This is a genomic window from Providencia lanzhouensis, from assembly GCF_050469745.1.
GTDB classification, from domain to species: Bacteria; Pseudomonadota; Gammaproteobacteria; order Enterobacterales; family Enterobacteriaceae; genus Providencia; species Providencia lanzhouensis.
Genome location: NZ_CP174123.1, coordinates 3728500 through 3752065 on the forward strand (window position 1 = coordinate 3728500; position 23566 = coordinate 3752065).

Annotated in this window: 16 protein-coding genes; 12 read left to right on the forward strand and 4 right to left on the reverse strand. The window is 43.4% G+C overall.

What is annotated here, in order from left to right; translation table 11 throughout:
- Positions 1 to 38: 38 nt before the first annotated feature.
- The 4 genes from ACIH2S_RS17415 to ACIH2S_RS17430 all read right to left on the reverse strand — a co-directional run bounded on the left by ACIH2S_RS17415 (position 39) and on the right by ACIH2S_RS17430 (position 3807).
- Positions 39 to 1088 carry a hypothetical protein gene (locus tag ACIH2S_RS17415; RefSeq protein ID WP_071547778.1) on the reverse strand — a complete coding sequence of 350 codons (1050 nt, stop codon included), beginning with the start codon at positions 1086 to 1088 and terminating at the stop codon, positions 39 to 41.
- A 9-nt stretch (positions 1089 to 1097) separates the two neighbouring features.
- Positions 1098 to 1775, reverse strand: a complete 678-nt coding sequence (locus tag ACIH2S_RS17420; protein WP_272685977.1) for a helix-turn-helix transcriptional regulator — start codon at positions 1773 to 1775, stop codon at positions 1098 to 1100.
- 56 nt (positions 1776 to 1831) lie between these two features.
- Complete coding sequence (locus ACIH2S_RS17425) at positions 1832 to 2560, reverse strand: DUF3944 domain-containing protein (RefSeq protein WP_071547780.1); 729 nt, start codon at positions 2558 to 2560, stop codon at positions 1832 to 1834.
- Positions 2561 to 2829: 269 nt separating this feature from the next.
- Complete coding sequence (locus ACIH2S_RS17430; protein ID WP_430247799.1) at positions 2830 to 3807, reverse strand: hypothetical protein; 978 nt, start codon at positions 3805 to 3807, stop codon at positions 2830 to 2832.
- 824 nt (positions 3808 to 4631) lie between these two features.
- Here ACIH2S_RS17430 and ACIH2S_RS17435 point away from each other — a divergent pair.
- From ACIH2S_RS17435 to ACIH2S_RS17490, 12 genes are all read left to right on the forward strand, one after another.
- Positions 4632 to 5672 carry a YagK/YfjJ domain-containing protein gene (locus ACIH2S_RS17435; protein WP_430247801.1) on the forward strand — a complete coding sequence of 347 codons (1041 nt, stop codon included), beginning with the start codon at positions 4632 to 4634 and terminating at the stop codon, positions 5670 to 5672.
- A gap of 113 nt (positions 5673 to 5785) precedes the next feature.
- A complete protein-coding gene (locus tag ACIH2S_RS17440; protein ID WP_071547783.1) occupies positions 5786 to 6022 on the forward strand; it encodes a helix-turn-helix transcriptional regulator in 237 nt (78 codons plus the stop codon).
- A 276-nt stretch (positions 6023 to 6298) separates the two neighbouring features.
- Positions 6299 to 6700, forward strand: a complete 402-nt coding sequence (locus tag ACIH2S_RS17445) for a putative zinc ribbon protein (RefSeq protein ID WP_430248589.1) — start codon at positions 6299 to 6301, stop codon at positions 6698 to 6700.
- A gap of 304 nt (positions 6701 to 7004) precedes the next feature.
- Positions 7005 to 7892 (forward strand): WYL domain-containing protein, encoded by an 888-nt coding sequence (locus ACIH2S_RS17450; protein WP_021546939.1) that lies wholly within the window; start codon positions 7005 to 7007, stop codon positions 7890 to 7892.
- Between the two features lie 9 nt (positions 7893 to 7901).
- Positions 7902 to 8501, forward strand: a complete 600-nt coding sequence (locus ACIH2S_RS17455; protein ID WP_001021938.1) for a DUF1819 family protein — start codon at positions 7902 to 7904, stop codon at positions 8499 to 8501.
- Positions 8498 to 9082, forward strand: a complete 585-nt coding sequence (locus ACIH2S_RS17460; protein WP_000645940.1) for a DUF1788 domain-containing protein — start codon at positions 8498 to 8500, stop codon at positions 9080 to 9082. Before ACIH2S_RS17455 ends, ACIH2S_RS17460 begins: the two co-directional genes overlap by 4 nt.
- Positions 9083 to 9100: 18 nt before the next feature.
- Entirely contained in the window at positions 9101 to 12778 is a 3678-nt protein-coding gene (brxC, locus tag ACIH2S_RS17465) for a BREX system P-loop protein BrxC (RefSeq protein ID WP_430247803.1), read from the forward strand.
- 76 nt (positions 12779 to 12854) lie between these two features.
- Positions 12855 to 14618, forward strand: coding sequence for a DUF262 domain-containing protein (locus ACIH2S_RS17470; protein ID WP_111805007.1), 1764 nt, complete (start codon positions 12855 to 12857; stop codon positions 14616 to 14618).
- 15 nt (positions 14619 to 14633) lie between these two features.
- Positions 14634 to 18260 carry a BREX-1 system adenine-specific DNA-methyltransferase PglX gene (gene pglX, locus ACIH2S_RS17475; RefSeq protein WP_111805006.1) on the forward strand — a complete coding sequence of 1209 codons (3627 nt, stop codon included), beginning with the start codon at positions 14634 to 14636 and terminating at the stop codon, positions 18258 to 18260.
- Positions 18260 to 20929, forward strand: a complete 2670-nt coding sequence (gene pglZ / locus ACIH2S_RS17480) for a BREX-1 system phosphatase PglZ type A (RefSeq protein WP_430247804.1) — start codon at positions 18260 to 18262, stop codon at positions 20927 to 20929. Before pglX ends, pglZ begins: the two co-directional genes overlap by 1 nt.
- Positions 20930 to 20988: 59 nt before the next feature.
- Entirely contained in the window at positions 20989 to 23034 is a 2046-nt protein-coding gene (gene brxL, locus ACIH2S_RS17485; RefSeq protein WP_430248590.1) for a protease Lon-related BREX system protein BrxL, read from the forward strand.
- 43 nt (positions 23035 to 23077) lie between these two features.
- The gene (locus ACIH2S_RS17490; protein WP_430248595.1) at positions 23078 to 23260 is read left to right on the forward strand and encodes a hypothetical protein; all 183 of its coding nucleotides are present in this window, start codon (positions 23078 to 23080) and stop codon (positions 23258 to 23260) included.
- Positions 23261 to 23566: the final 306 nt, after the last annotated feature.

The window sequence follows — 23566 nt, forward strand, 5'->3', positions numbered from 1 at the left end:
CGTTCATTGAATATGAACGCCGAATAGTGTGTGAAAACTCAGTATTGATATCGGGCGATATCCGGTTTTTGAAAGGATTGTGTTTGGTAGTAAAATAACGCTTTTGCTATTCCGTTGATAATTTGAGGGGTTTCAAGTTTACCTTGATACGCCCATGCGACGGCATCTGTTCTTGCTAAACGGCTCAATGTTTTTTCCATCATAGGGGTAAAATCCTCCTGCCCTTGTTTATCCTCTAGGTTATACAGAACATGCGTTAGAACAGGCTTTTCAGGGTTAACGAGGCTCCAAATAAAAACTTGGGTGATTGACCAGTCGTGTGCATTTTGTTGTGCACGTTTTAGGTCTGTGATGTATTGCTCCGTGATTTGAATGGCTTCATTTTGCTGGTGTCTAAATTGTGTTAACGCATTGGCATTGTGTTGCTGAAGCTCAGAGACCTTTTTCCGGAGCATTGCCTCGACATTTTCCGTTTGGTTTAACCACGGTAATAAATACAGGCCAACATCAGGGGCGTGGTCATTCAATGTCTCCGTTAACGTATTCCACGCTTTAAGCTGGCGCTCGGCTTCCTCTGACGGAGTATAACCGGCATTAAATGCAATCGGTGTCGTCATTGCATAGGGCTGGTCAACATTGCCTTTGAGCAATGACCAGTCATGTTGGGACAGTGTTGTGATGAGCTGTAAAACCTGTGTAAGTCTCTGCTCCTCAAGGGTTGAATCTGTTTTCGGTGTTTCCGCATTGGCAAAGCGCGGTATGAATTTAGTCATACCGTCTATTGCCGTTTGATACCAGTTATTTAAATCGTGGTTAATGGCGTTTTGTAATGCCCCTTTAGCTAACTGACACTTATAGACCACCAAGGGCCTTTCTTGTTCATCCGTTAAGGTTTCCCATGTTGGCGAAACACAATCTTTACGATGGTTGAGTACCCCACCGAGTGTGACACTGCGGTCGTAATCATAAATCAATCCTTGAACACGCAAAATGTCTTGGGAAACAGTCTTAGCAGTCGTTGAGGTTGCATCATCACATCCCAGCAAGAGTGCGCTGCTGATGCAGACGGTATAAAAAATAGTTTTCATCTTAATACCTTATAATTTAACGAGTGATTGAATATATTGGTAATGGGGCAAGGCTTGAATAAACGCCTCTTCACATAACCGTTGGTTGAGGTCTTCACGATAACGAAAGCCCCGCGCCGTCATGACCACATCTTGCAGTGCCATCACATCAAAGACATGAATGTGCTCCGCGATATCGGCGGCGAGATACCAATGACCGTGGTAATAAATCAACTTATACGGGGCAACGTTCGTGATGTTTTTTCCTTGGTGGGCAAATTGCAGTAAACGCCGTTTCACAATAGCTTGTGTGAGGACATAAAATCCCCCAAACAGCGAAGGCCGCTGCTTAGGTGGTGTATGGTAGACAATGAACGGTGAATCAATCGTCGGGTCGAGCAGAACCGTCAGCAGCTTCCTGTCTAAAGCCGGAAACAGTGAGGTGACATGCGTAATGGCGGCAAAGCGCAATATGTCCTTATCGGTACGAAAGGGACGCTGTGATGCTGCCAATCGATAGCCACCTTGGTGATATTCCAAGTCCAGATATTGAAGGCGCTCATTAAAGTCACGCCGTAGGGTACGAGTCGAGACATTGAGCTCTTCTGACAGCTCGGATAAATAAACGGTTTCTCCTCGAAATAATTGACTGATAATAAACGCCAACCGAGACGCAAGCCGGTCATGGCGAGACACAGATGTCGACATGATGTTGTCCTTATTAAAATAGCTCCGGCAAGCGGATAAAATGGGAGTGGTGGGCCTTATTGCGATAAGGCTTTTTGTCGTAAGTACGCCACAATGATGCAGGCGGGGACGGTGACGCGATAAGCGGGTCCCGCTAAGTCAGCGACAAGCCATGCCGAGCTCACGGCAAGACCAATCGGCCCAGCAATCAAGGAAAGTGCTCGGTGTGCGGCAAAGAGTGTACCAATGGTGGCAACCCCGCCGAGCGCATTAATCACACCAATGGCTGAGAGTGTTGCCACTTCCAGAGCAGCAATGCCTGAGGTACGGATAGCCGCTTGAACCGCAATCAAAATCAATTGTGGCGTGGGGTTGGTGAGGTTAAGTTGCATATCACGAGAGAAGGTTTGTAGCTCTTCTGTGGTCAGCTCATTTAAGCTTTTTTCTAATACTTTCAATAATAAATTTAATTCCAAGGTTTCGGTATTACCCTCCTTTGGATAATTGACATCAAGGTGGTCACAGACATCTTGTAAAATTTCACGGTACAACACGCCTTTATTACCTCGAACGAGACTCATCAAGCTGTTAGCCCCAAAGGCTTGCAGCTCAGCCGCAATCGACATCCAATATTGTTGGTGTTCAGGGTGGTAGAGTTGATATTCAGGTGAGCTGGTCAAGGTTTCAGTCCAGCGTTTTTGCCCGTCTTTGCTGTCGTGAGTTAGGACGGATACAAGTAAGCCCAGTTCTTCGTTACTGCATTCACGTAAAAACGCTAAATCGGTATCTAATCGGTAAGTTGCCATCAGTGTGATTCCCTAGCTTGAAAAAGAGAACACCACGATAACAACCTCACCGGACAGGTTATGTCCGGCTATTTGACTTTTTTTCGGGGGAAAAATGAAGGGAAATGACAGGACGTGTCACAAAAGAGTTATATCATTTTGATATGTATGCTATTTTCATATGTCATAACAGTACTGTATATTTGAAATTTTCTTGAGTTAACACCAACTTAAAAGACTGGGATAAACCAACCATGAGGAAATTCTAAATAACTAGTCTATTATGCTCATCATTTGCGACCGTGATATTCTTTCTCAATCAGCTCCGTAACCATATCAACAATGGACTTATTGTAGGCTTGGGCCAACTCATCCAAGTGATTTTTTACATCAATATCCAACTCACAATTTAATATTTTTATATTGTTTCGTCCTTTACGATATGCACGTTGTCTCCACGCTTTTTTCATATCCAATAACAACATTTTTCTCTCACTATGGTGTCTAAAATGCCAAGAGCGCAGTACGGCATAAATAACTAAGGGTAATTCCCCTTCACCACTTGGATTAAATAATTCAAGAGTATTAATCCCCCCGTAACTACGCTCAGCTCTTTCTTTATCATTATATTTTTTTAAGTATTCCCATGTCCAAATAGCCGCATCTCTTCCTCCATCGCTTAACCAAGTCATCTCTTTGACATTTTGAGACTCCTCATTCCATTGCGCCTTAATTTCGTCCATCAGCATTTTTTTTGTATTGCGCTGAAAAACCGCGCAATTAAAAAAATAGGTAATCGCTTTGAATCTATCTATATGTGATAATTGAACAGGTTCAATGCGAAGTAATTCAAACCAATTTCTTGGGAGATCATCATTATATTTGGATAAATAAAATCCTGATGCCGCTCTATCAATATCGAAAGCATATCGACGATAAAATCCCGAATTATCACCACTATTAAATAACACTCCCCAAATAAAAGCGCATGCATTTTCGTCATTAAAAAACCAAGAGAAATCAGACTCCGGTAATACATTCCTCTCCGTTACATCCATTGCTGAGAAAAGATATTCCTCATCTCGATAATCTCTTCTTTCGAGAAGATAATTTAACGTATCTTTAATTATTGTGAAGTTATTTACATCTAAACCGGGTGTATTCAGATGCTCAAGATATCTATTTCCGAGCAAAACTCTAATAAAGAAAAGTGCCTTTATTCCATTTTTATTTTTTATTAAGTTGTTGATGTATGATTGAATGACCATCTAAAATCCACCTTCTACGTCGTAGTGTATGTGCGTTTATTATGAATCTATTTTTATTTTTTTTATGTGACGTTGTAGGCATATCAGTACAAAAAAGATGAAAAAGGGAAGGTTATTTGTTGTAGGGATGTAGTGAAAAAAGGCGGTGATTTATCATTGAATGGATAAAAAGGAGCCTGTTATCGCGAGAAGTAACGTGAATTTTCGCTTGAAAAAAGGACTAACTTTTCAATTCTACTGACTAAGCCATTGTAGTGTTATTTTATGTATAGGGTATGCTTTTGTATTTAATTGACCTAAAAGTAACCATATCAAAACTAGGATTGTTTATTATTATATTATAACTATATTAACTATGATAATACTCAATTTATCACCTTATAATTATACACTACGTTTTTCATTATAGTAGCAAACACAATGCTTACGATTAATTGTCTACTAAGTATACACCGCTTACTCTTATTGTACAGTCTTTAAACCAATTACTCCGCTGGAATAATAACGTATTCAAATAGTGATTACTGAACCCTATTTTTACATTAAGCGGTAAATAGATGCTCGTATTTAATAAATAACACAAATCATATCAACAACGGGTAATTAGAGTTCTACTGACAGTAATCACCTTTACATACGGCTTCCTCATTATCTGAAAATACTGATTAAGGAGCACCGTAAAATACTAATCTTGTTAAGCGACTGACTCGTTATCATTATCGGCCCTTACTTTTCATTAGCGATTAGGACTGATACCCATTAAAAATTAAAAATAACTCTCTTGCCTGATGATACGAACCTTTATTCGATCACAGGCAAATAAAATGACAAATCGAGCACTACACTTAAATCAAGTTGTTCTCTCAACCACGTTTGAACATGACTGTTTAACGCTCACTCGAGACCACTCACTGCGTGAGCTGGTGTCTCTACTCATGGGTAATATTAAACACCTTTCAAAACATCTAACTCATAAATTAGATTTATATAAAGGCATTCCTTTGTCGCCTGAAAACCCACGCTTAAAACTCACCTCGGCATCCCCCAAAGGTGAGCTCTTTTTAGAAACGCTCAAGTTCACCCGTTACATTCAATCAATGAAAATATCGCAAATACAGTGCTTGCATCCCACTCTTGTGCTCTTGGTCTCTCTTGTTAACAAATACCGTCTGAGTGAGATACTGATAGACAAAGATAAATACTGGCTGGCTGATACCCCTGAACACGTTCAGTGGCTTAACGAGGCCTTTCATGAGTTCCAAAGCACGTTAAAGAGCCCTGACTACAAAAAGCAAGTCCGAATCTTCGAGCAAGGCGCTCAGAAGAACTACCGACGAGCTCAGCAATACATTGACTCGTTGTATCAACGTTACTCCAAACTGCTAGTTGTGCGTGTAGACCTGTCTTACAAAAGTGGTATTTGCCATAGAGTTAAAGCTCATCACCTTCGTCAGCATCGCCAAGCCCTGTACAAAGCCATTAATAGCGACCCACTCTTTTCACACTGTGTCGGGTATATCTTTAAATTGGAATTCGGTATGGAAAAAGGCTTCCACTACCACGCTTTGTTTTTCTTTAACGGTCAAAAAGTGAGGCAGGACATCACGCTGGGTAAACTCATTGGTGAACTCTGGCAAGAACGTATTACAGAGTGGGCGGGTTTGTACTTTAACTGCAATTACCAAAAAGAAAAGTATCGTGAACTGGGTATTGGACTATTACCCCGAGGTAATGCTTATCTGAAGAAAGGATTGTTGAATGCGGTAAGGTATTTATGTAAAGCCGATGCATGGGTCCGTCTGGCTGTGCCTGAACTTAAACGCACCTTTTGGCGAGGCGAAATCAAACCGAGAAAACGCCAGTAGTTAGCAACCAAATTATTTTTTACACATCCGGTTAATGATGTGGAGTGATATCCACATCCCATTTTTCGATATCGCTCCTGCTTTTTATCCACATTAAAAACAGGAGTTTTACCATGAGCACGCAAACTGAAAATATTGCATTACTTGATGACCAATTTATCGACATGAAATTTATCACCGCACTAACGGGGTTAACGGATAAGTGGTTCTACAAATTAATCCAAGAGGGTGAGTTCCCCAAACCCATCAAGTTTGGTCGCATGTCGCGCTGGTTAAAAAGTGAAGTCGTACAGTGGTTACAAGCACGCATTGATGAATCGAGAGGAGCCAACACAACTCTTGAATCCTAAGGCGCTAGAGCTAGTCGCCGTGTATTTTCCATAGCATACCCACCCAATTACCCACCAACTCAATTTCAACCACACCTGGTGCGATTGAATGCGCTCTAGGCAAAGCGACGCCCTAAACATACGAACCTGGCTCGATACGCATGCAGGCACAGCTCAGTGGTCTTCTAAGTTTCAAGGTGGGTTGCCGAGTGTGGATCCTGAATGTTGGGTACTCAGAACGTTTAGTTTAAATTTTACAGAAGGAGCACACCCATGCTTAAATTACATGAAGTCAAAATGTCGCTAGCCTTAACGCAGAACAATCGTTTCGCGGGAGCCACCCAAGAATCGAGTTATTCACGAGAAAACTATTACTGTGCTCACTGCGGTGAGCCCGTCACACTGCACAAGACGCCAACGGAGTCATGGTTTACCCATTCTGATCCTCAGAGCGCAGAGCACTGTCCGCGGGTCATCAGTAAGATCAAGAGCTTAGAAGACAAGGCACGACTGAGCACACAGGTTCGATCAGTGTCCCCTATTTTAAAGGTCACGAATTGGTTTTGCGTGCAGTGTCGTGAGTATTTTACAAACAATCAAAAATGTTGCCCGAAGTGCCATGAGGGGATTTGGTGTATTCCTGCCCAGAATGTAACAGAGGAACATCAGCCTAAAACAGAAAAATCGTTTCCATTATGACCTTTTAATGCTCATGGTGTTAGGTTAATCAATCACGCTTTCGCTAAATGTGATCAGCCCAGGCAGAAGTTGCTAGACGTGTTCGAGAGAATGAATTACGTCAGTTGGCATTCTAGCGTAAGCTTCTAGCAAGGCCAGAAAAGAAACATTCGAACAATATCAAGCCAATTTTTATAGCCAACAAGACGACTTGTTGATACTATGAAACCTAATGAAAAACAGTAGGTTGCTTGATGGCATTCAATCGATGGCTTCCTAGTTTTAGATGATTAGGGCTTGTCCCAAATGGATTGAGAGGTTGACAGTGCAAGACAACACTGGACTTGAAGAGCTTAGCCAAGCACAGAGAGAACGACTCGCTCATATTGATTTCACTTTGTTATTTAAAGGTGAAGCTGGGCGGAGTTATTTAACCGAGCGCTTTAGCGTAGCGCCGTCTGTGGCAACACAAGATTTTGCGCGGTACAAAGCGTTGGCTCCTAACAACGTTATGTATGACGAAAAGCGCAGAGTGCACTTGAAGACGAGCACATTCCAGCCGTTGTTTGATTATGACATTGTTCGAACGCTTGCGACGATAAGCCAAGGGTTCGGTGATGGCTTTCTTGGCAAGGTTAGGCCACCTATGGCTTGTGAAGCACCATTTCATCTCAATAAGCCGAAATTGGAAGTGGTAGCGGCGATTAGTGAAGCCATACATAAACGCGCGGTGATTAATATTGAGTACACCTCATTGTCGAGTGGTCATGGGAGCAGGCAAATAGTTCCTCATACCTTGATTGACAATGGCTTGAGATGGCATGTCCGAGCATTCGATAGAAAGCATAGAGAATTTAGGGATTTTGTGTTAACCAGAATAAGTGAAGTTGAGTTGTTAGAGGATAAGGTTAACGACGAAGTTGAGACTCTTCAGTGGGATAAGCAATGGAACCGAATCGTTGAACTAGAGCTGATACCTCATCCAAAACTAGCACATCCAGAAGCTGTATTGATAGACTACGCAATGGAAAACAATAGGTTGCGTGTAGAGATAAGAGCTGCGTTCGCTGGATATTTACTGCGTTTATGGAATATCGATTGTTCAAAGAATAGCAAGAGCAATGGGCGAGAGTTCCATTTAGCACTTAAAAATCCAGAAGCACTATACGGCGTTGACAATGCTGCACTCGCTCCTGGATATAGCGAATCGTGAGATGAATTTATGAATATAAAAGAATATTTAGGCGATCTTATCGGAAGCAGTTTATTGATAACTGAATCTAGAATAATCGCAGAATCGCTACTGAAAAAACTTCCAGAAGATGAGTGGAAGTCGCTGATCGTTGAGCAAAATGTTCTTCAGAAAAAATCCGGTCAGACGGCTATTCGTTATGCCAGAACAATCCGTTGGCGTATTGAAGGTCTGGGTGATGAGTTTATGACTGATCTTTTAGCCGCGAGTGAACGTGCCTATATCCAAATGCTGATGATGTCATTACTCATTCATTCTCCGGTTGTCGCTGATTTTATGCGACATACCTTAGCCGAGGCTCGTCGCACCTATAAACCCGCTTTAACCGCTGATGCATGGTCTGAGTTTTATGACACGAGAGTGCGGGCATATGCCGAACTTGGCGGTTTTTCTGACTCAACTATCAAAAAAATGGGTAACAACGCAATTAAGGCATTGGTTGATAGTGGCTACCTGAGTGATAGCAGGACAAAGAAAATACAACCTGTTTACCTAATGCCAGAAGTTAAAGACTGGTTAGTTCGTCTGGGCCGGGAAGATTTGATTGAGGTCATGGAGTGCACAATATGAAGGCTCTCCAGACCAGGCTTGATCTTATACAGGAACGAATTGAAAGCCCTAAGTTTTTGAAAAACGATGGCTTGGGCAATGAAATTGGATTTTGGGTATTTGACTATCCAGCCAAGTATGAACTGCTTGTACGAGAGCACCTTAAGCACGTTGACGAAAAACTCAACAAGCGTGGTTACCGCTTTGTCCATCTCAATATTTTTGAAGTCTTGATAGATATGCTTGAGGAGCGAGGCCTTTTCGACCGAGCTTGCCAGCGTGAATTGCAAGTCGGTGTTGATGGTCTTCGAAAAACACTAGCCGGGCCTCTGAGCCAAGAGAAAGTGGCAAGGTATATCGCGGACAAATATAAGCCATCAGAACTTGAGTTTGTGTTGCTGTCAGGCTTAGGCAGTGCGTGGCCTCTTGTCCGAGGACATGAGTTACTTAGTGCTCTGCAAGACGTGATGGGTAGCACGCCATTAGTGCTTTTCTATCCGGGTGAATATAGCGGAAGGGATTTGCATCCTTTTGGCATGATCGAATCTAAAAACTACTATCGCGCCTTCAAGCTTGTGCCTGAAGACGGTAAAAAAAATTAAGAGCAGGGAGCCTCCCGAATGAAAATTGAACAGATTTTTTCCAAGAAGTTGACGCGTGACATTAATGGCGTTGTTAAAGCGGAACAAAAAGACAATGACAGTGTGTATGTCGAGCTTGATGAGTATGTTGTTACCCGAGAGCTAGATCGTCACTTTCGTGCATTTTTTGAGGCTTATGTACCCTCTGTTGAGAAAAGCCACGGTGATATGTCAGGTAAAATTGGCGTATGGATTTCTGGCTTCTTTGGCTCGGGTAAATCGCACTTCCTGAAAATTTTATCTTATTTGCTTGAGAATAAATCTGTTGAAAAAGATGGCCAAGGCCGACAAGCGTTTGAGTTTTTCAAAGACAAAATCAACGACGCCATGCTGTTGGCGGACATCCAAAAAGCGGTTACCAAAGACACTGATGTTATTCTTTTTAACATCGATTCGCGAGCCAATACGGACGACCGAGAAAATGCCATTCTTAAGGTTTTCCTCAAAGTCTTTAATGAGCGTGTAGGATACTGCGCTGACTTTCCTCATATTGCGCACTTAGAACGCGAGCTTGATAAACGTAATCAATACGCATCTTTCAAGGACAAGTTTGCTGAGTTGACTCAATCAACTTGGGAAAAGGAGCGTGACGCCTATGACTTCTATCGAGACGAACTTTCAGAAGCACTCGCTCATGCCAGTGAGCAATCATTAGAGTCTGCCAAAGCGTGGGTTGAGCAGGTTGAAAACAATTTCCCGCTAGATATCCGAAACTTCTGTAAGTGGGTTAATGAATACTTAGATCGCACTGGGGATCGTAATCTTCTTTTCTTAGTCGATGAAGTCGGTCAGTTTATCGGTAAGAACACACAAATGATGTTGAAGCTTCAGACCATTACTGAAGATCTTGGCACATATTGTGGTGGCAGAGCTTGGGTCGTTGTTACATCTCAGGCAGACATTGATGCTGCCATTGGTGGTATGGATAAGCGCGATGGCGAGGACTTCTCTAAAATTCAAGGGCGTTTTAGTACCCGCTTACAGCTGTCGAGCTCGAATACCTCGGAAGTTATTCAAAAGCGATTGTTGTCCAAAACGGAAGAAGCTCGTACATACCTCATCGATGTCTTTGCTGAAAAGGGCGACATTCTTCGTAACCAGCTGACATTTGATAAAACGACAACCGCGTCTCTAAAGGGCTACACCGACGCTCCGTCTTTCGTGGACAACTATCCGTTTGTGCCTTACCACTACACGCTGGTTCAAAAAGTGTTTGAGTCAATTCGAACAAAAGGCGCGACGGGTAAGCACTTAGCCATGGGTGAGCGTTCATTACTTGATGCTTTCCAATCAGCTGCAAAACAGATGAAGGACTCTGGCCTTGATGTGTTAATCCCGTTTTACAGTTTCTACGCACCGATTGAAAGCTTTTTGGAGCCAGCGGTTAAGCGAACGATTGACCAAGCCTGTGAGTTGGATTCCTTAACAGAATTCGATGGCAAGATCCTAAAAACGCTTTTCTTGATCCGTTATGTGGACGTTGTCAAAAGCACACTAGACAACCTTGTGACGCTGTCAATTGATCGAATCGATGCCGATAAAATTGCGCTGCGTAAACAAATTGAAGAGAGCTTGAATCGTCTTGAGCGCCAATTGCTGATTGCGCGTAATGGTGATGAGTTTATCTTCCTGACCAACGAAGAAAAAGAGATCGAAAACGAGATCCGCCACACTGACATTGAAATGTCAGAGGTCTCGAGCAAGCTTTCAGCCATCGTATTTGACGGTATTTTGAAAGGTAATCGTGCCTATCGATACCCGATTAATAAGCAAGACTTTGCGGTGAGCCGTTTTTGCAATGGTCATCCAAAAGATGGCACCACGCTGGAAGACCTAGTCATTAAAGTCATTTCACCTTTGGATTCGCACTTTGAAAATTACTCCCACGATCAAGCGTGCATCAATCATACGCTTGAGGCTGATGGGTGCGTGCTCGTCAAGCTGGGCGAACATAAGCGTCTTTGGGATGAGCTGACAACCTTTATAAAAACTGACCGATTCTTAAAACAAAATTCAGGACAGCGACCAGAGCAAGAACACCTTCTCCGCGAAAAGCAGATGGAAAATATGGAGCGTGAAAAACGCTTAAGAACGGATTTTGAAGCTTTGTTTGCCGAGGCTGACGTTTACGCTATCGGCACAAAACTGCCGAAGAAATCAGCAACGCCAAGTGCCATCGTCGAAGAAGCATACAAATACGTTATCGAAAATACCTTCGCTAAATTGAACATGCTCAAGGCAACGCCTGGTGAAGTTTTGCGTGAGCTACAGGCCGTTCTTGTTGCTGATGATATTGCTCAGATTGGACTGGATCTTCAAGCGGATGAATGTAACCCAGAAGCTACGCGTGAGGTTGAGCAGTACGTAACGCTAAAAGTCGAGCGTAATGAGCCTGTTTACTTACGTGACATCGTTGCCCACTTCGGCAAGCGCCCGTATGGCTGGCCAGACAATGAAATCTTATTGCTCACTGCAAGGCTGGGCTTGGCTGGAAAGTTATCTTTTAGTACCCAAGGTACAGATCTGGCGTTGAAAAAAGCTTACGAGCCGTTTACCAGCGTGCGTAAACGCGGTGAGATCCGTGTACATAAAATCAGGCAACATGACGAGCGCCAAATCAAAAAGGCTGCTGGTCTTGTTAAAGAGATCTTTTCTAAAACCTTTACCGGCTCTGGTGAAAAGGAGCTCTACGAATTAGTGCGCGATGAATTACTGGCTTGGAATGAAAAGCTTAAATCATTCAGAACCAAGTCACAGACAGGCCATTTCCCAGGTAAATCTCAAATTGACGATGGTCTTGCATTGGTCGCGGGTATTCTTGAGCAAACTTCAAGCTTCGCTCTTATCACCCGATTCTTAGAAGACGCTGATGCCCTTGAAGAGTTTGCTGAGGACTTTGAGGATCTTGATGACTTCTACAATAGCCAATTTCAAACTTGGCAAGCCCTTGCTGGCGCATTGAACGAGAAGTTTAAGGCCAATAGACCTGCGTTAGAAAAAGACAGTGAAGCATTAAAAGCGCTCACTGAATTAGAACGCATTTACAATATGCCCTCACCGTATGAGCAGCTGCGCCACATTAATCCGCTTATCGAGCAGGTGGCAAAAGTTAACTCAACATTGGTTGAAGAAAAACGCACTCATGCCTTAGAGCGTGTTGATCTGCGCATCGGACGTGTAAAAGAAGCGCTAGCTGAAGCTCATGCACCGTCTGAACTACAGAACCAAACACTGCGCCCGTTACAAATGTGCAGACAGCGTATTGAAGCGACCTCTTCAATACCACAAATTATCAGTGAGCAAACTGAAGCGGAAGGTTACGAGGACGAAGCCTATGAGTTGCTGAATGGCTTTATCGAAGATCAACGCAAAAAAGCTGAAGCTGAGCAAAGACGTCGTGAACTCGAACAGCAGAAATGCGAAGAGGAAGCAGCGAAAGCCGGTAAAGCAGCTCCAGCACCTGAGCCAGCCTCTGAACCAGTGCAGCCACAGCCGGTTGCAAAACGTACCGTAACGATTAACTCAACCGATGCCATGGCTAAGTCAGTAACAACCGGATTCATTGAAAGTGAAGCCGAAGTTGATGCCTATCTTGCCGCTTTAAGAGAGCAGCTGATTGCTGCGGTCAAAGCTGGCGACCGAGTAAGAATTAAGTAAGAGGCAACGGATAGCTATGTATCAAGCGGGTGGAACAATAACCATGGCCCAATAACTAATTATGGAGAAAAGCGCTATGTATCAAGCGGGTGGAACAATAAGATCATTACTCGACAAGGTTGCTGAGCAGGAATACCTGTTACCGGCCATCCAGCGAGAGTTTGTATGGCGACCAGAACAGATCTGTCGTCTATTTGATAGCCTGTTGCAAGGTTACCCGTTTGGGACCTTTCTATTCTGGAAGATAAAACCAGAGAACCGGCATAGCTATCAGTTTTATCAGTTCATGCAGCATTACCATGAGCGAGATAACTACCATTGTGAAAATGTCACTCAGTTACCAGAGCGTGAGTTCATTGCCGTCCTAGATGGACAGCAGCGGATTACCGCTTTGAACATCGGCCTACGCGGCTCATTTGCGTGGAAGCTGACAGGTAAATGGTGGAGCAATGATGACGCCTTCCCAGTGCGCAGACTTCACTTAAATTTGTTAAGCCAGCCCGACTTAGAAACTGGGTCGATGTATGACTTTGAGTTCCTAACCGACGATAAAGCCTCCCTGGATGCATCTGAACAATACTGGTTCCGTGTAGGCCGGATTATGGAAGAGGAAGAAGATGCACTTATCGATGAAGTTGCTGATGATGCTAGGTTGAGCTCGGAGCAACGCAAAGAGGCTCGCTCAACTCTTCGTCACTTGTATCGAACTATCCATGACAAAGATAAGATTTCGTTTTACGAAGAAAGTGATCAGAGCCTTGAACGTGTTCTGAATATCTTTATCCGCATGAATAGCGGCGGCACTACTTTGTCCTACTCAGACTTACTACTTTCAATAGCCGTAGCGCAGTGGAGCTCGTTAGATGCCCGTGAAGAAATTCATGCCTTAGTGGATGAGATGAACCGTGTTGGTGATGGATTCAACGTATCAAAAGATCTCGTTTTAAAAGCAGGCTTAATGCTCTCTGACATCGGTAGCGTGGGCTTTAAGGTTGAGAACTTTAACAAGGAAAATATGGCGATTCTCGAAAAGAACTGGACGCCAATTCGTGATGCGTTATTGCTCTCAATGCAGTTGCTGGCAAGTTTTGGTTTTAATGGACAAAACCTCAGAGCAACAAGTGCCATCCTCCCGTTGGCCTATTACCTGCACCACCGAAAGTTAACGGCAAGCTACCTTTCTAGGGTTGAATATGCGGTCGATAGAGAATGCATCAGAAACTGGCTCATTAGGTCGTTGTTGAAAGCGTCAGGCATTTGGGGAAGTGGTTTAGATACCCTGCTGACGATGCTTCGCTCAGACATTAAACAATCGGGTGATACAGGTTTCCCGCTAGCGAAAATTGAAGCGACCATGCAACAGCGTGGTAAATCGTTGCGCTTTGACCCAGAGGAAATTAGTGAACTAGTGCAGTTGGATTATGGTAATCCGCGTACCTTTGCCTTGTTGACTTTGTTGTTCCCAGGATTCGATTTTTCACGACACTTTCATGTGGATCACATTTACCCCAAAGGTTTGTTTACGCGTAACAAGCTTGCAAAAGTTGGTGTCCCAACTGAACAGCTAGATGAACTCATCGAGGCATCTAACAAGCTGCCAAATCTTCAACTGTTGGAAGGAACAATCAACAATCAGAAGCGACAAAAAATGCCCCATGAATGGTATGCGCAGCAGTGGCCTGATGTGAATGCAAGACAAGCACATCTGCAATCGCAAGCCATAACATCATTACCTGAACAACTAAACCAGTTTATGGACTTTTACCGCGAGCGTCAGGAAATACTGCTTGCCCGCATTAGAACCGCATTACAACCCGCAAGCAGCGTAGAGACAGAATAAGAAGCGCAAGATCATATGAATACGAACAACATTAAAAAATACGCACCAAAAGCGCGCCGCGAATTTATGGATGCGGTAGCGAAACGATTAAATACCTTTGGTATCACCGCGAATAAAAAGGGCGAGCTACAAATTACAGAAGCGAATCTACAAGGTTCTGTGCTTCAAATCGCTGGTAACAGTTTTGACGGTAAACTGGCTGAGCCCAGAAAACGCATAGTGGCCAGAAGCCAGAAACTTGGATATGCACAACTTATTGAACAAGTAGCTTATACCTGGTTCAACCGTCTGTGTGCTATTCGCTATATGGAAATCCATGACTATCTAGGCCACGGTTTCCGTGTTTTGTCGCACCCAGACAACCCTAGAGGCTTTGAAATTATCGACCATGCGCAAGATGCTGCGGATGAACTCGGGTTAGATAGAGCTCGCATTATCGAACTCAAGCTTGCGGGCAACAAAGACGAAGAGCTTTATCGTGAACTGTTGTTAGGTCAGTGCCATAAGCTTCATGAAGCGATGCCTTTCTTATTTGACGCATTGGACGATGAAACAGAACTTCTGCTACCAGACAACCTAATGCGTACCGACTCCATTCTGCGTGGATTGGTAGACGGCATCCCTGAAGAGGACTGGCAACAAGTCGAAGTGATTGGCTGGCTATACCAATTCTACATTTCTGAAAAGAAAGATCAGGTCATCGGAAAAGTGGTCAAAAGTGAAGACATCCCTGCCGCTACTCAGCTATTTACACCTAACTGGATTGTGAAGTACCTGGTACAAAACTCAGTCGGTCGTCAATGGCTGCAAACCTACCCAGACTCTGCCATTAAAAGCCAGATGGAATACTACATTGAGCCTGCGCAGCAATCTGACGAAGTTAACCAACAGCTAAAGGCTATTACGCCAGAATCTATTGAACCTGAAACCATCAAAGTACTTGACCCAGCTTGTGGCTCGGGCCACATATTGATTGAAGCTTATAACGTGCTAAAAGCCATCTACGAAGAACGTGGTTTCCGCTCTCGTGACATTCCAAAGATGATCCTGGAGAACAACCTCTTCGGCTTGGACATAGATGATCGTGCAGCGCAGTTGTCTGGCTTTGCGCTGATGATGATGGCTAGAGATGACGATAAGCGTATTTTTACCCGTAACGTGCGACTCAATGTACTGTCATTGCAGGAAAGTAACCATATTGACCTGCCGACTTTATGGAAAGCACTCAATCTATCGGGAAGTTGGCAAAGCGGCACATCACAAGGCTTGTTCTCAGATGATGAGCAAGATTTAAGCTCGTTCAATGCAGACAACCGCTACCAACTGCTGAAGCGAACGTTGGCTAGATTTACTCAGGCCAAAACCTTTGGTTCTTTGATTGATGTACCAAGCGATGAGTATGAGCAGCTAAGAGAGCTCCTGAGCACGCTAGTAGAGCTACAAGAGTCAGGCGACTCAATGCAAAAGCCAGCAGCGAAGCAATTGATTGAAATCGTTCATCAGGCATTGGTTTTATCGATTCGTTACGATGCTGTTATCGCGAACCCTCCTTATATGGGTAGCAAAGGCATGAATGCAGACCTTAAAGATTTTGCTAAGGAAAACTATCCAAATAGTAAATCGGATTTGTTTGCTATTTTCATGGAACGTGGTTTCTCGTTACTCTCTCAAGATGGTTTTAATGCACAAGTAAATATGCAGTCTTGGATGTTTCTTTCGAGTTATGAAAAGTTAAGAAATTCACTTCTAGAGAATCAGACTTTACTGACGATGGCACACTTAGGCGCTAGAGCATTCGGTCAAATAAGTGGAGAAATTGTTCAAACAACTGCATGGGTATTTAAGAATGGTTATGTAAGGGGATATCAGCCAGTATTTTTTAGACTAACGGATGGCAACGAGCAAGAAAAGAAATTAGCCCTTATTGAACAGCAGACTCGCCTTGATGAGGTGCAACAGGAAGATTTTCTAATTATACCAGGACGCCCATTGACATATTGGCTTTCTTCAAAGGTTTTTGAACTTTTTAAAAACAATAAAAGTTTTGGTGATATATATGATGCAAGGCAAGGACTGGCGACGGGTGATAATAATAAGTTCCTAAGGTACTGGTGGGAGGTTGATTTCTCTAAAATATTTTTTGATGCAAAAAGTATCGAAGAATCAATGGCCTCTGGCTGCAAGTGGTTTCCTTATAATAAAGGTGGATCATTTAAAAGATGGTATGGCAATCATGAGTACATTGTAAATTGGGAGAGTGACGGTTGTGAAATTCGTAATTTCTTTGGTGAGAACGGTAAATTGCTTTCTCGACCACAGAATACGAAATATTATTTTAAACCTAGTATAAGCTGGTCTGATATTAATACGTCATATAATTCGTTTAGATACTACCCTCATGGTTTTATTCATGATGCTACAGGGCATTCAGCATTTAATTGGAATGAAAATGAGAAGCGTATAGCTTTAGCATTTTGTAACAATAAATTGGCTTCTGAACTGATCTCGGCTTTGAATCCAACAATACATTTTCATATTGGTTATTTTAATGCTCTTCCTTATGTGCAAAATTTGATTGACGCTGATTTGTCCCATGTAGATGAACTGATCACACTGATGAAGCTTGACTATGACTCAAGGGAAACGAGTCGGGAGTTTTCTTTGTGCCTTGCTTCCCACGATTCAGAAAAGATTTCGGATTGGTTTCGGAATAAACTAGCGCTTAATGAACTCCATATAAATTCAGTCCAGTCTTTAGAAAAGAAGAATAATGAAATAACACTAGAAGCATGTGGTTTGTTAGATGTTTACGGTACAGATCTAGATGAAAAAGAAATTTCAATCGAGAAAATAACTGTTTGCGATATAGCAGTTAACATTGTATCTCTTTCAGTTGGTTGTATGCTTGGCAGATTTTTGCTCAAAAAGGGAAATGATGCCCTTCAAGACAAAGTCAAATTCAATTTAGAGTTTTACAACAGTAAAGAAGAAGAAATTTTTTACCAAATCGATGAAGACGGTATCATCCCTCTAACCGACAAAGAGTGGTTCAAAGATGACGCAACCAATCGTTTCCGTGAGTTTGTCCAAGTTGTTTGGGGTGAAGAACACTTACAAGAAAATCTCGATTTTGTTGCCGAGTCACTGTGCTTAAATGCGATAAAGCCCAAGAAATCAGAATCAGCGCTTGAGACGATCCGCCGTTATTTATCGACTCAGTTCTATAAAGACCACCTGAAGACTTACAAAAAACGCCCTATTTATTGGCTGTTTAGTTCTGGTAAGCAGAAGGCTTTCGAGTGTTTGGTTTACTTACATAGGTACAACGAGGGCACGCTTTCTCGTATGCGTACCGAGTATGTCACCCCGCTAATAGGCAAATACGATGCTTATGTAGAACAGCTTGAGAAGCAGATTGAAACGGCAGACTCGACCAGTGAAGCGAACCGCTTCAAGAAAGAGTTGGATGCTTTAATCAAGAAACAGGTTGAGCTACGAGAGTTTGATGACAAGCTAAAACACTACGCTGATATGCGTATTTCACTGGATCTGGATGATGGTGTGAAAGTGAATTACGGCAAGTTTGGTGATCTGTTGGCTGATGTTAAGGCCATTACCGGTTCGACCCCGGAGGTTAACTAATGCAGATTAGCGAACTGGCACAAGGTGTCGCTGCCAAGCTCGAACAAAGCCGCATTGTGTTTTGGTACGACCCAGAGCAAAGCTTTACTGAAGAGCTTGAGCATTTAGCTAATTCTTTATCGCTTACAAAAGAATCAGGTGATAAAGCGGCAGATATACCTGCTAGGGTACTGCCAAATGATTTGACCATCCTCAATATGGGCAATGAGTCTGTATTGGCAGTGAAAAAACGCATTGAAGTAGATGAGCGTGAAGCTAAATTCCTTATCTATTTTCCAAGCGCTGAGCCAGAGCCTGATCGTGATTGGTTGCTAGACGTGCGTTTGTATAGCGAGCAGTTTTTTGCTGATCACAGCTCAATGCTGCTTAATGAACTGGGTATCCCGAAAATGGCGCTTCGCACGCACATTCGTAAGCGCCAAAGCTTTTTTGCCAATAAACAGCGCATAGCCGGTTTAAAGAAGTGGGTGACGGAGAACGAAGACGAACTGTCGTTAGACAGGAAGATGATGGCAGTGGTTGTAAAAGCTGATTCTGCGTCTTTGTCGGACATTCTGCTTGGGTTACTACGCGAATATGCGGCTTATATCGAAGATGAAAGCCTTGGCCAACCTTTATGGAGCCAGATAAGTAAGTTTGATCTTGAGACCTCACTCTGGGCCTATCTGAGTGAGGGTTTTGGCTATACAGTCGAAGAGCCAACCTTCTCAGACTTCGTGTTGAAATTATTCTGTACTGAATTCTGGAGCCAAATTGAAGGCGTTGAACGCGATTGGTTGCTTAACAATGTTCTAAAAAGCGCATCAGGCCGAGCGACAGCCTTGGCGTTTATGGTGAGCTGGCGCGACAGCCGCTCTTTCGCCGCTTACTACGAAAGCATCTCTAAGGTGCTTAGCCAACAGTTGGAAATTTCGGCTCGTGCTGGCCAGTACCATCCGGTTGAGCTTATCGAATGCGAAACGTTCGAAGCTGTGGAACAGGCCATAATCCGTGGTTTAGTTCGTGATTTGCTCGATAGCAGTAAAGCGCTAGACCGGGTTCAGTTTGATACGGTCTTATCAAGACGTCTTGCTAGCCACTGGACATTATCACGCAAAGAATACTTCGCAATTTATGAAGCTATCCGCAACGCTGAAGAGTTAATGCACTTGCGAAATCGCTATGTGGATGGGTTCCACTTTGATAACGCGAAAGCAATGTACGACGCCTATACCACAGACATTTATCGTTTTGACCAGGCTTACCGTTTGTTCAATGAGCATGTGCACTCTGTATTGAGTAAAGGTGCAGACATACTGCGTCAGCTCGACGACGAAGTCGAAAGCATTTATACCAACTGGTACTTATATGAGCTTGGCCTTGCCTGGGATCGTCACTTGGCCAATGAGAAATTACTTGAAAAGTGGCAGATTTCTGGCGTACCGCACCAGTATGGCTTCTATCAAAAAGAAGTTCGCATACGACTGAGTCTGAAACAGACAAAACGCGTGTTTGTGATCATCTCTGATGCCCTGCGTTTTGAAATTGCGAATGAGCTTGGCGCTATCATTAACAACGAGAAGCGATTTAAGGCTGAGGTGTCTACGCAGTTGGGCGTTTTGCCGAGTTATACCCAACTTGGGATGGCGGCATTATTGCCTCATAAGGCGCTCAGTTATCAGCCAGAGCAAGGCACGGCTGTTTATGTGGATGGTATTTCTTCACAGGGTTTAGACAACCGCAACGCCATCCTACAAAAAGTAGGTGGTATGGCAGTGAGTTCTAAGGAACTGATGAGTTGGAGTAACCAGGAGGGGCGTGACAAGATTCGAGACGTAGAAGTCGTTTATATCTATCACGATACCATTGATGCGATTGGTGATAAGGCTGCAACTGAAGAGAAAACGTTTGAAGCCTGTCGTAGTGCCATTGAAGAGCTAAAAGACCTCGTTGGGCGGGTCATCAACCGTCTAAACGGCAGCCGAGTTGTGATCACCGCTGACCATGGCTTCCTCTTCCAACAGAAAGCACTTGTAGCGGCTGATAAAACCTCATTGAAAACTAAACCTGCTGGCGCGATAGAAGCCAAGAAGCGTTACATCGTTGGTAATAACTTGCCTTCAGATGAAGCCTGTTGGAAAGGCTCAATTAACGATACCGCTCATGGCTCTAGTGGCTCTTCATATCAGGCAGAGTTCCTACTTCCAAAAGCGGCTCAACGCTTCCACTTCGTTGGTGGTGCCAAGTTTGTGCACGGCGGAGCGATGCTACAGGAAGTCTGCGTCCCGGTACTGCATGTGCGAGTGCTACAGAAAGAACAAGCAGCAAAACATGAGAAACAACCGGTAGGTGTTGTAGCAGCCACTCAGCCCATTAAATTAGTAAACAATATCGACAAGGTCAGATTTATTCAGACAGACCCTGTAGGCGAGCGTTTTGTCGCACGGTTGTTGGATGTCTATATCGTCGATGCACAAGGTAATGAAGTCTCCAGTCGTGAAACGATTAACTTTGATAGCGTGAGTAAAGTGATGGATGAACGTACTCGCGAAGCCAGGTTAAAGCTTATTGGCTCTCAGTTCGACAGGAACGCTCAATACACATTAGTTCTTGAGAATGCGGAAATGAGAACCCGTTATAGCCAATACGCGGTAACCATTGATTTGGCATTCCAAGATGATTTTTTCTAAGGCTGGGGTGAAACATGACAACTGATTTTTCACAAGATCATAAAGACGAAAAAAATCAGATGCCTACATCTGAAACAAAAGGCGCCGACTTAGACGTATTGCTCAACCAATATTTTAAAGGCCGTGTCGTTCGAAAAGATCTGACAAAGCAATTGAAAGAAGGCGCTAACGTCCCTGTCTATGTGCTGGAGTATTTACTAGGGATGTATTGTGCGTCCGATGACGACGAAGTTGTAATGCAAGGCCTTGAGAATGTGAAAAAAATCTTGGCTGAGAACTATGTCCGACCTGATGAAGCGGAGAAAGTGAAGTCACTTATCCGTGAACGCGGCACGTTTAAAATCATCGACAAAGTAAGTGTTAAGCTCAATCAGAAAAAAGACGTCTATGAAGCTGCGTTGTCGAACCTGGGGATCAAGGATGCCCTTGTACCGACCAAAATTGTACAAGACAACGAAAAATTATTAACTGGCGGCATCTGGTGCATTATTACCGTCCAGTATTTTTTTGAGGAAGGTCAGAAGACATCACCTTTCTCCATTATGAGTTTAAAACCGATACAAATGCCGTCCATGAACATGGATGAGGTGTTTTCAACCAGAAGACATTTTAGTACCGATCAGTGGATGGATGTGTTGCTTCGTTCCGTGGGTATGGAGCCAACCAACTTAGAGCATCGGGTGAAGTGGCATCTTATTACTCGCATGATCCCATTCGTTGAAAACAACTACAACGTTTGTGAGCTCGGACCAAGAGGGACAGGTAAAAGCCATGTCTACAAAGAGTGCTCACCAAACTCATTGCTTATCTCGGGTGGACAAACAACTGTGGCGAACTTGTTCTATAACATGAGCTCACGCCAAGTTGGGTTGGTCGGAATGTGGGATGTTGTCGCCTTTGATGAAGTAGCGGGTATTAACTTTAAAGACAAAGACGGCGTCCAAATAATGAAAGATTATATGGCGTCAGGGTCTTTTGCCCGTGGTCGTGATTCAATCGAAGCAAAGGCTTCCATGGTATTCGTCGGTAACATCAATCAAAGCGTTGAGACACTGGTGAAGACCAGTCATCTGTTGGCACCTTTTCCTGATGCCATGATTGACACTGCTTTTTTTGACCGTTTCCATTCCTATATCCCTGGATGGGAAATACCGAAGATGCGTCCTGAGTTTTTCACCAATAGTTACGGATTAATCACAGACTATCTTGCTGAATACATGCGTGAAATGCGCAAACGAAGTTTTGCGGATGCTATCGATAAGTTTTTCAAACTCGGCAATAACCTTAATCAGCGTGATGTCATTGCTGTGCGAAGAACTGTGTCGGGCTTGTTAAAGCTACTACACCCCGACGCACAGTACACAAAAGATGATGTAAGAGCCTGCCTGACCTATGCGCTGGAAACTAGACGTAGAGTCAAAGAGCAATTGAAAAAGCTTGGCGGAATGGAGTTTTTTGATGTGCACTTTAGCTACATCGATAACGAGTCATTAGAAGAATTCTTCGTCAATGTACCGGAACAAGGTGGCAGCAAGCTAATTCCTGAGGGCTTACCTCGCGCTGGTGTTGTGCACTTGGTTACTCAGGGAAGTACTGGGCAGCTTGGGTTATATCGCTATGAAACCCAGATGATGGCTGGTTCTGGTAAACACTCAGTGTCTGGCCTTGGTTCGAATACCGCAGCGAAAGAAGCTGTGCGTGTTGGCTTTGATTATTTCAAAGGTAACCTGAATAGAATCAGTGCGTCGGCGAAGTTTTCTGATCATGAGTATCACCTCCATGTTGTTGAGCTCCACAATACGGGGCCAAGTACAAAGTCATCGCTCGCTGCATTGATTGCGTTCTGTTCAATTCTGATGAACCGACCGATTCAAGAGCAGATGGTTGTTTTGGGTGAGATGACTTTAGGTGGTGTTATAAATCCTGTTCAAGATCTTGCAGGCAGTCTTCAGTTAGCTATGGACAGTGGCGCAAAGCGTATTTTGCTCCCAATGGCCTCAGCCTCAGATATTCCAACGGTTCCTGCTGAGTTGTTTTCAAAATTCCAGATCAGCTTTTATGCAGATCCCGTCGATGCCGTGTTTAAGGCGCTTGGGGTTAATTGATTAGGTGTCGTTTGACGCGCCATTTTATGGAGTCATTACAGGTATGTTTACCAAAGCTCGTTTCTTTAAATGTGCATTGCAGGTGAATCCGGCAGGGTACATAAAATATCGTGGGCAACAGCAGACCATCACGGAAGATGAATATAACCAAAATCTGCTTGCGGCATCACTGGAAGCGGGCATAGAGGTCATTGGATTAGCTGATCATGGTTCAGTAGCCCTTTGAATCCACAGTACCGAACGCAGAAGCAAACAGTTTTTCAGAAAATCGCCGCTTTTGTTGAAAAATTCAAAGGTGTGGGGGGTCAATTATAAGCTGAACTCCATGGTATAATTAGTGCCAATTATCAGTAAGCGTTGATGATTTCAATGTGATTGTTTGTAGATAATCAACGTCGTGGTTGACAATATATTGCGTTATTCAATGTACAACGCTGATTATAAGGTCATCTAATTTAGAGAGCTTTTTTTTTTAAAAATCAGTTATACTAAAACGGATACTTGAGAGGTTCTACTATAGATGAGGTGACAT

Bases quoted from the DNA above. Each gene is read 5' to 3' on its own strand.
- ACIH2S_RS17415 (WP_071547778.1), bottom strand. From the start codon at position 1,088: ATGAAAACTATTTTTTATACCGTCTGCATCAGCAGCGCACTCTTGCTG.
- ACIH2S_RS17420 (WP_272685977.1), bottom strand. From the start codon at position 1,775: ATGTCGACATCTGTGTCTCGCCATGACCGGCTTGCGTCTCGGTTGGCG.
- ACIH2S_RS17425 (WP_071547780.1), bottom strand. From the start codon at position 2,560: ATGGCAACTTACCGATTAGATACCGATTTAGCGTTTTTACGTGAATGC.
- ACIH2S_RS17430 (WP_430247799.1), bottom strand. From the start codon at position 3,807: ATGGTCATTCAATCATACATCAACAACTTAATAAAAAATAAAAATGGA.
- ACIH2S_RS17435 (WP_430247801.1), top strand. From the start codon at position 4,632: ATGACAAATCGAGCACTACACTTAAATCAAGTTGTTCTCTCAACCACG.
- ACIH2S_RS17440 (WP_071547783.1), top strand. From the start codon at position 5,786: ATGAGCACGCAAACTGAAAATATTGCATTACTTGATGACCAATTTATC.
- ACIH2S_RS17445 (WP_430248589.1), top strand. From the start codon at position 6,299: ATGTCGCTAGCCTTAACGCAGAACAATCGTTTCGCGGGAGCCACCCAA.
- ACIH2S_RS17455 (WP_001021938.1), top strand. From the start codon at position 7,902: ATGAATATAAAAGAATATTTAGGCGATCTTATCGGAAGCAGTTTATTG.
- ACIH2S_RS17460 (WP_000645940.1), top strand. From the start codon at position 8,498: ATGAAGGCTCTCCAGACCAGGCTTGATCTTATACAGGAACGAATTGAA.
- brxC (WP_430247803.1), top strand. From the start codon at position 9,101: ATGAAAATTGAACAGATTTTTTCCAAGAAGTTGACGCGTGACATTAAT.
- ACIH2S_RS17470 (WP_111805007.1), top strand. From the start codon at position 12,855: ATGTATCAAGCGGGTGGAACAATAAGATCATTACTCGACAAGGTTGCT.
- pglX (WP_111805006.1), top strand. From the start codon at position 14,634: ATGAATACGAACAACATTAAAAAATACGCACCAAAAGCGCGCCGCGAA.
- pglZ (WP_430247804.1), top strand. From the start codon at position 18,260: ATGCAGATTAGCGAACTGGCACAAGGTGTCGCTGCCAAGCTCGAACAA.
- brxL (WP_430248590.1), top strand. From the start codon at position 20,989: ATGCCTACATCTGAAACAAAAGGCGCCGACTTAGACGTATTGCTCAAC.
- ACIH2S_RS17490 (WP_430248595.1), top strand. From the start codon at position 23,078: ATGTTTACCAAAGCTCGTTTCTTTAAATGTGCATTGCAGGTGAATCCG.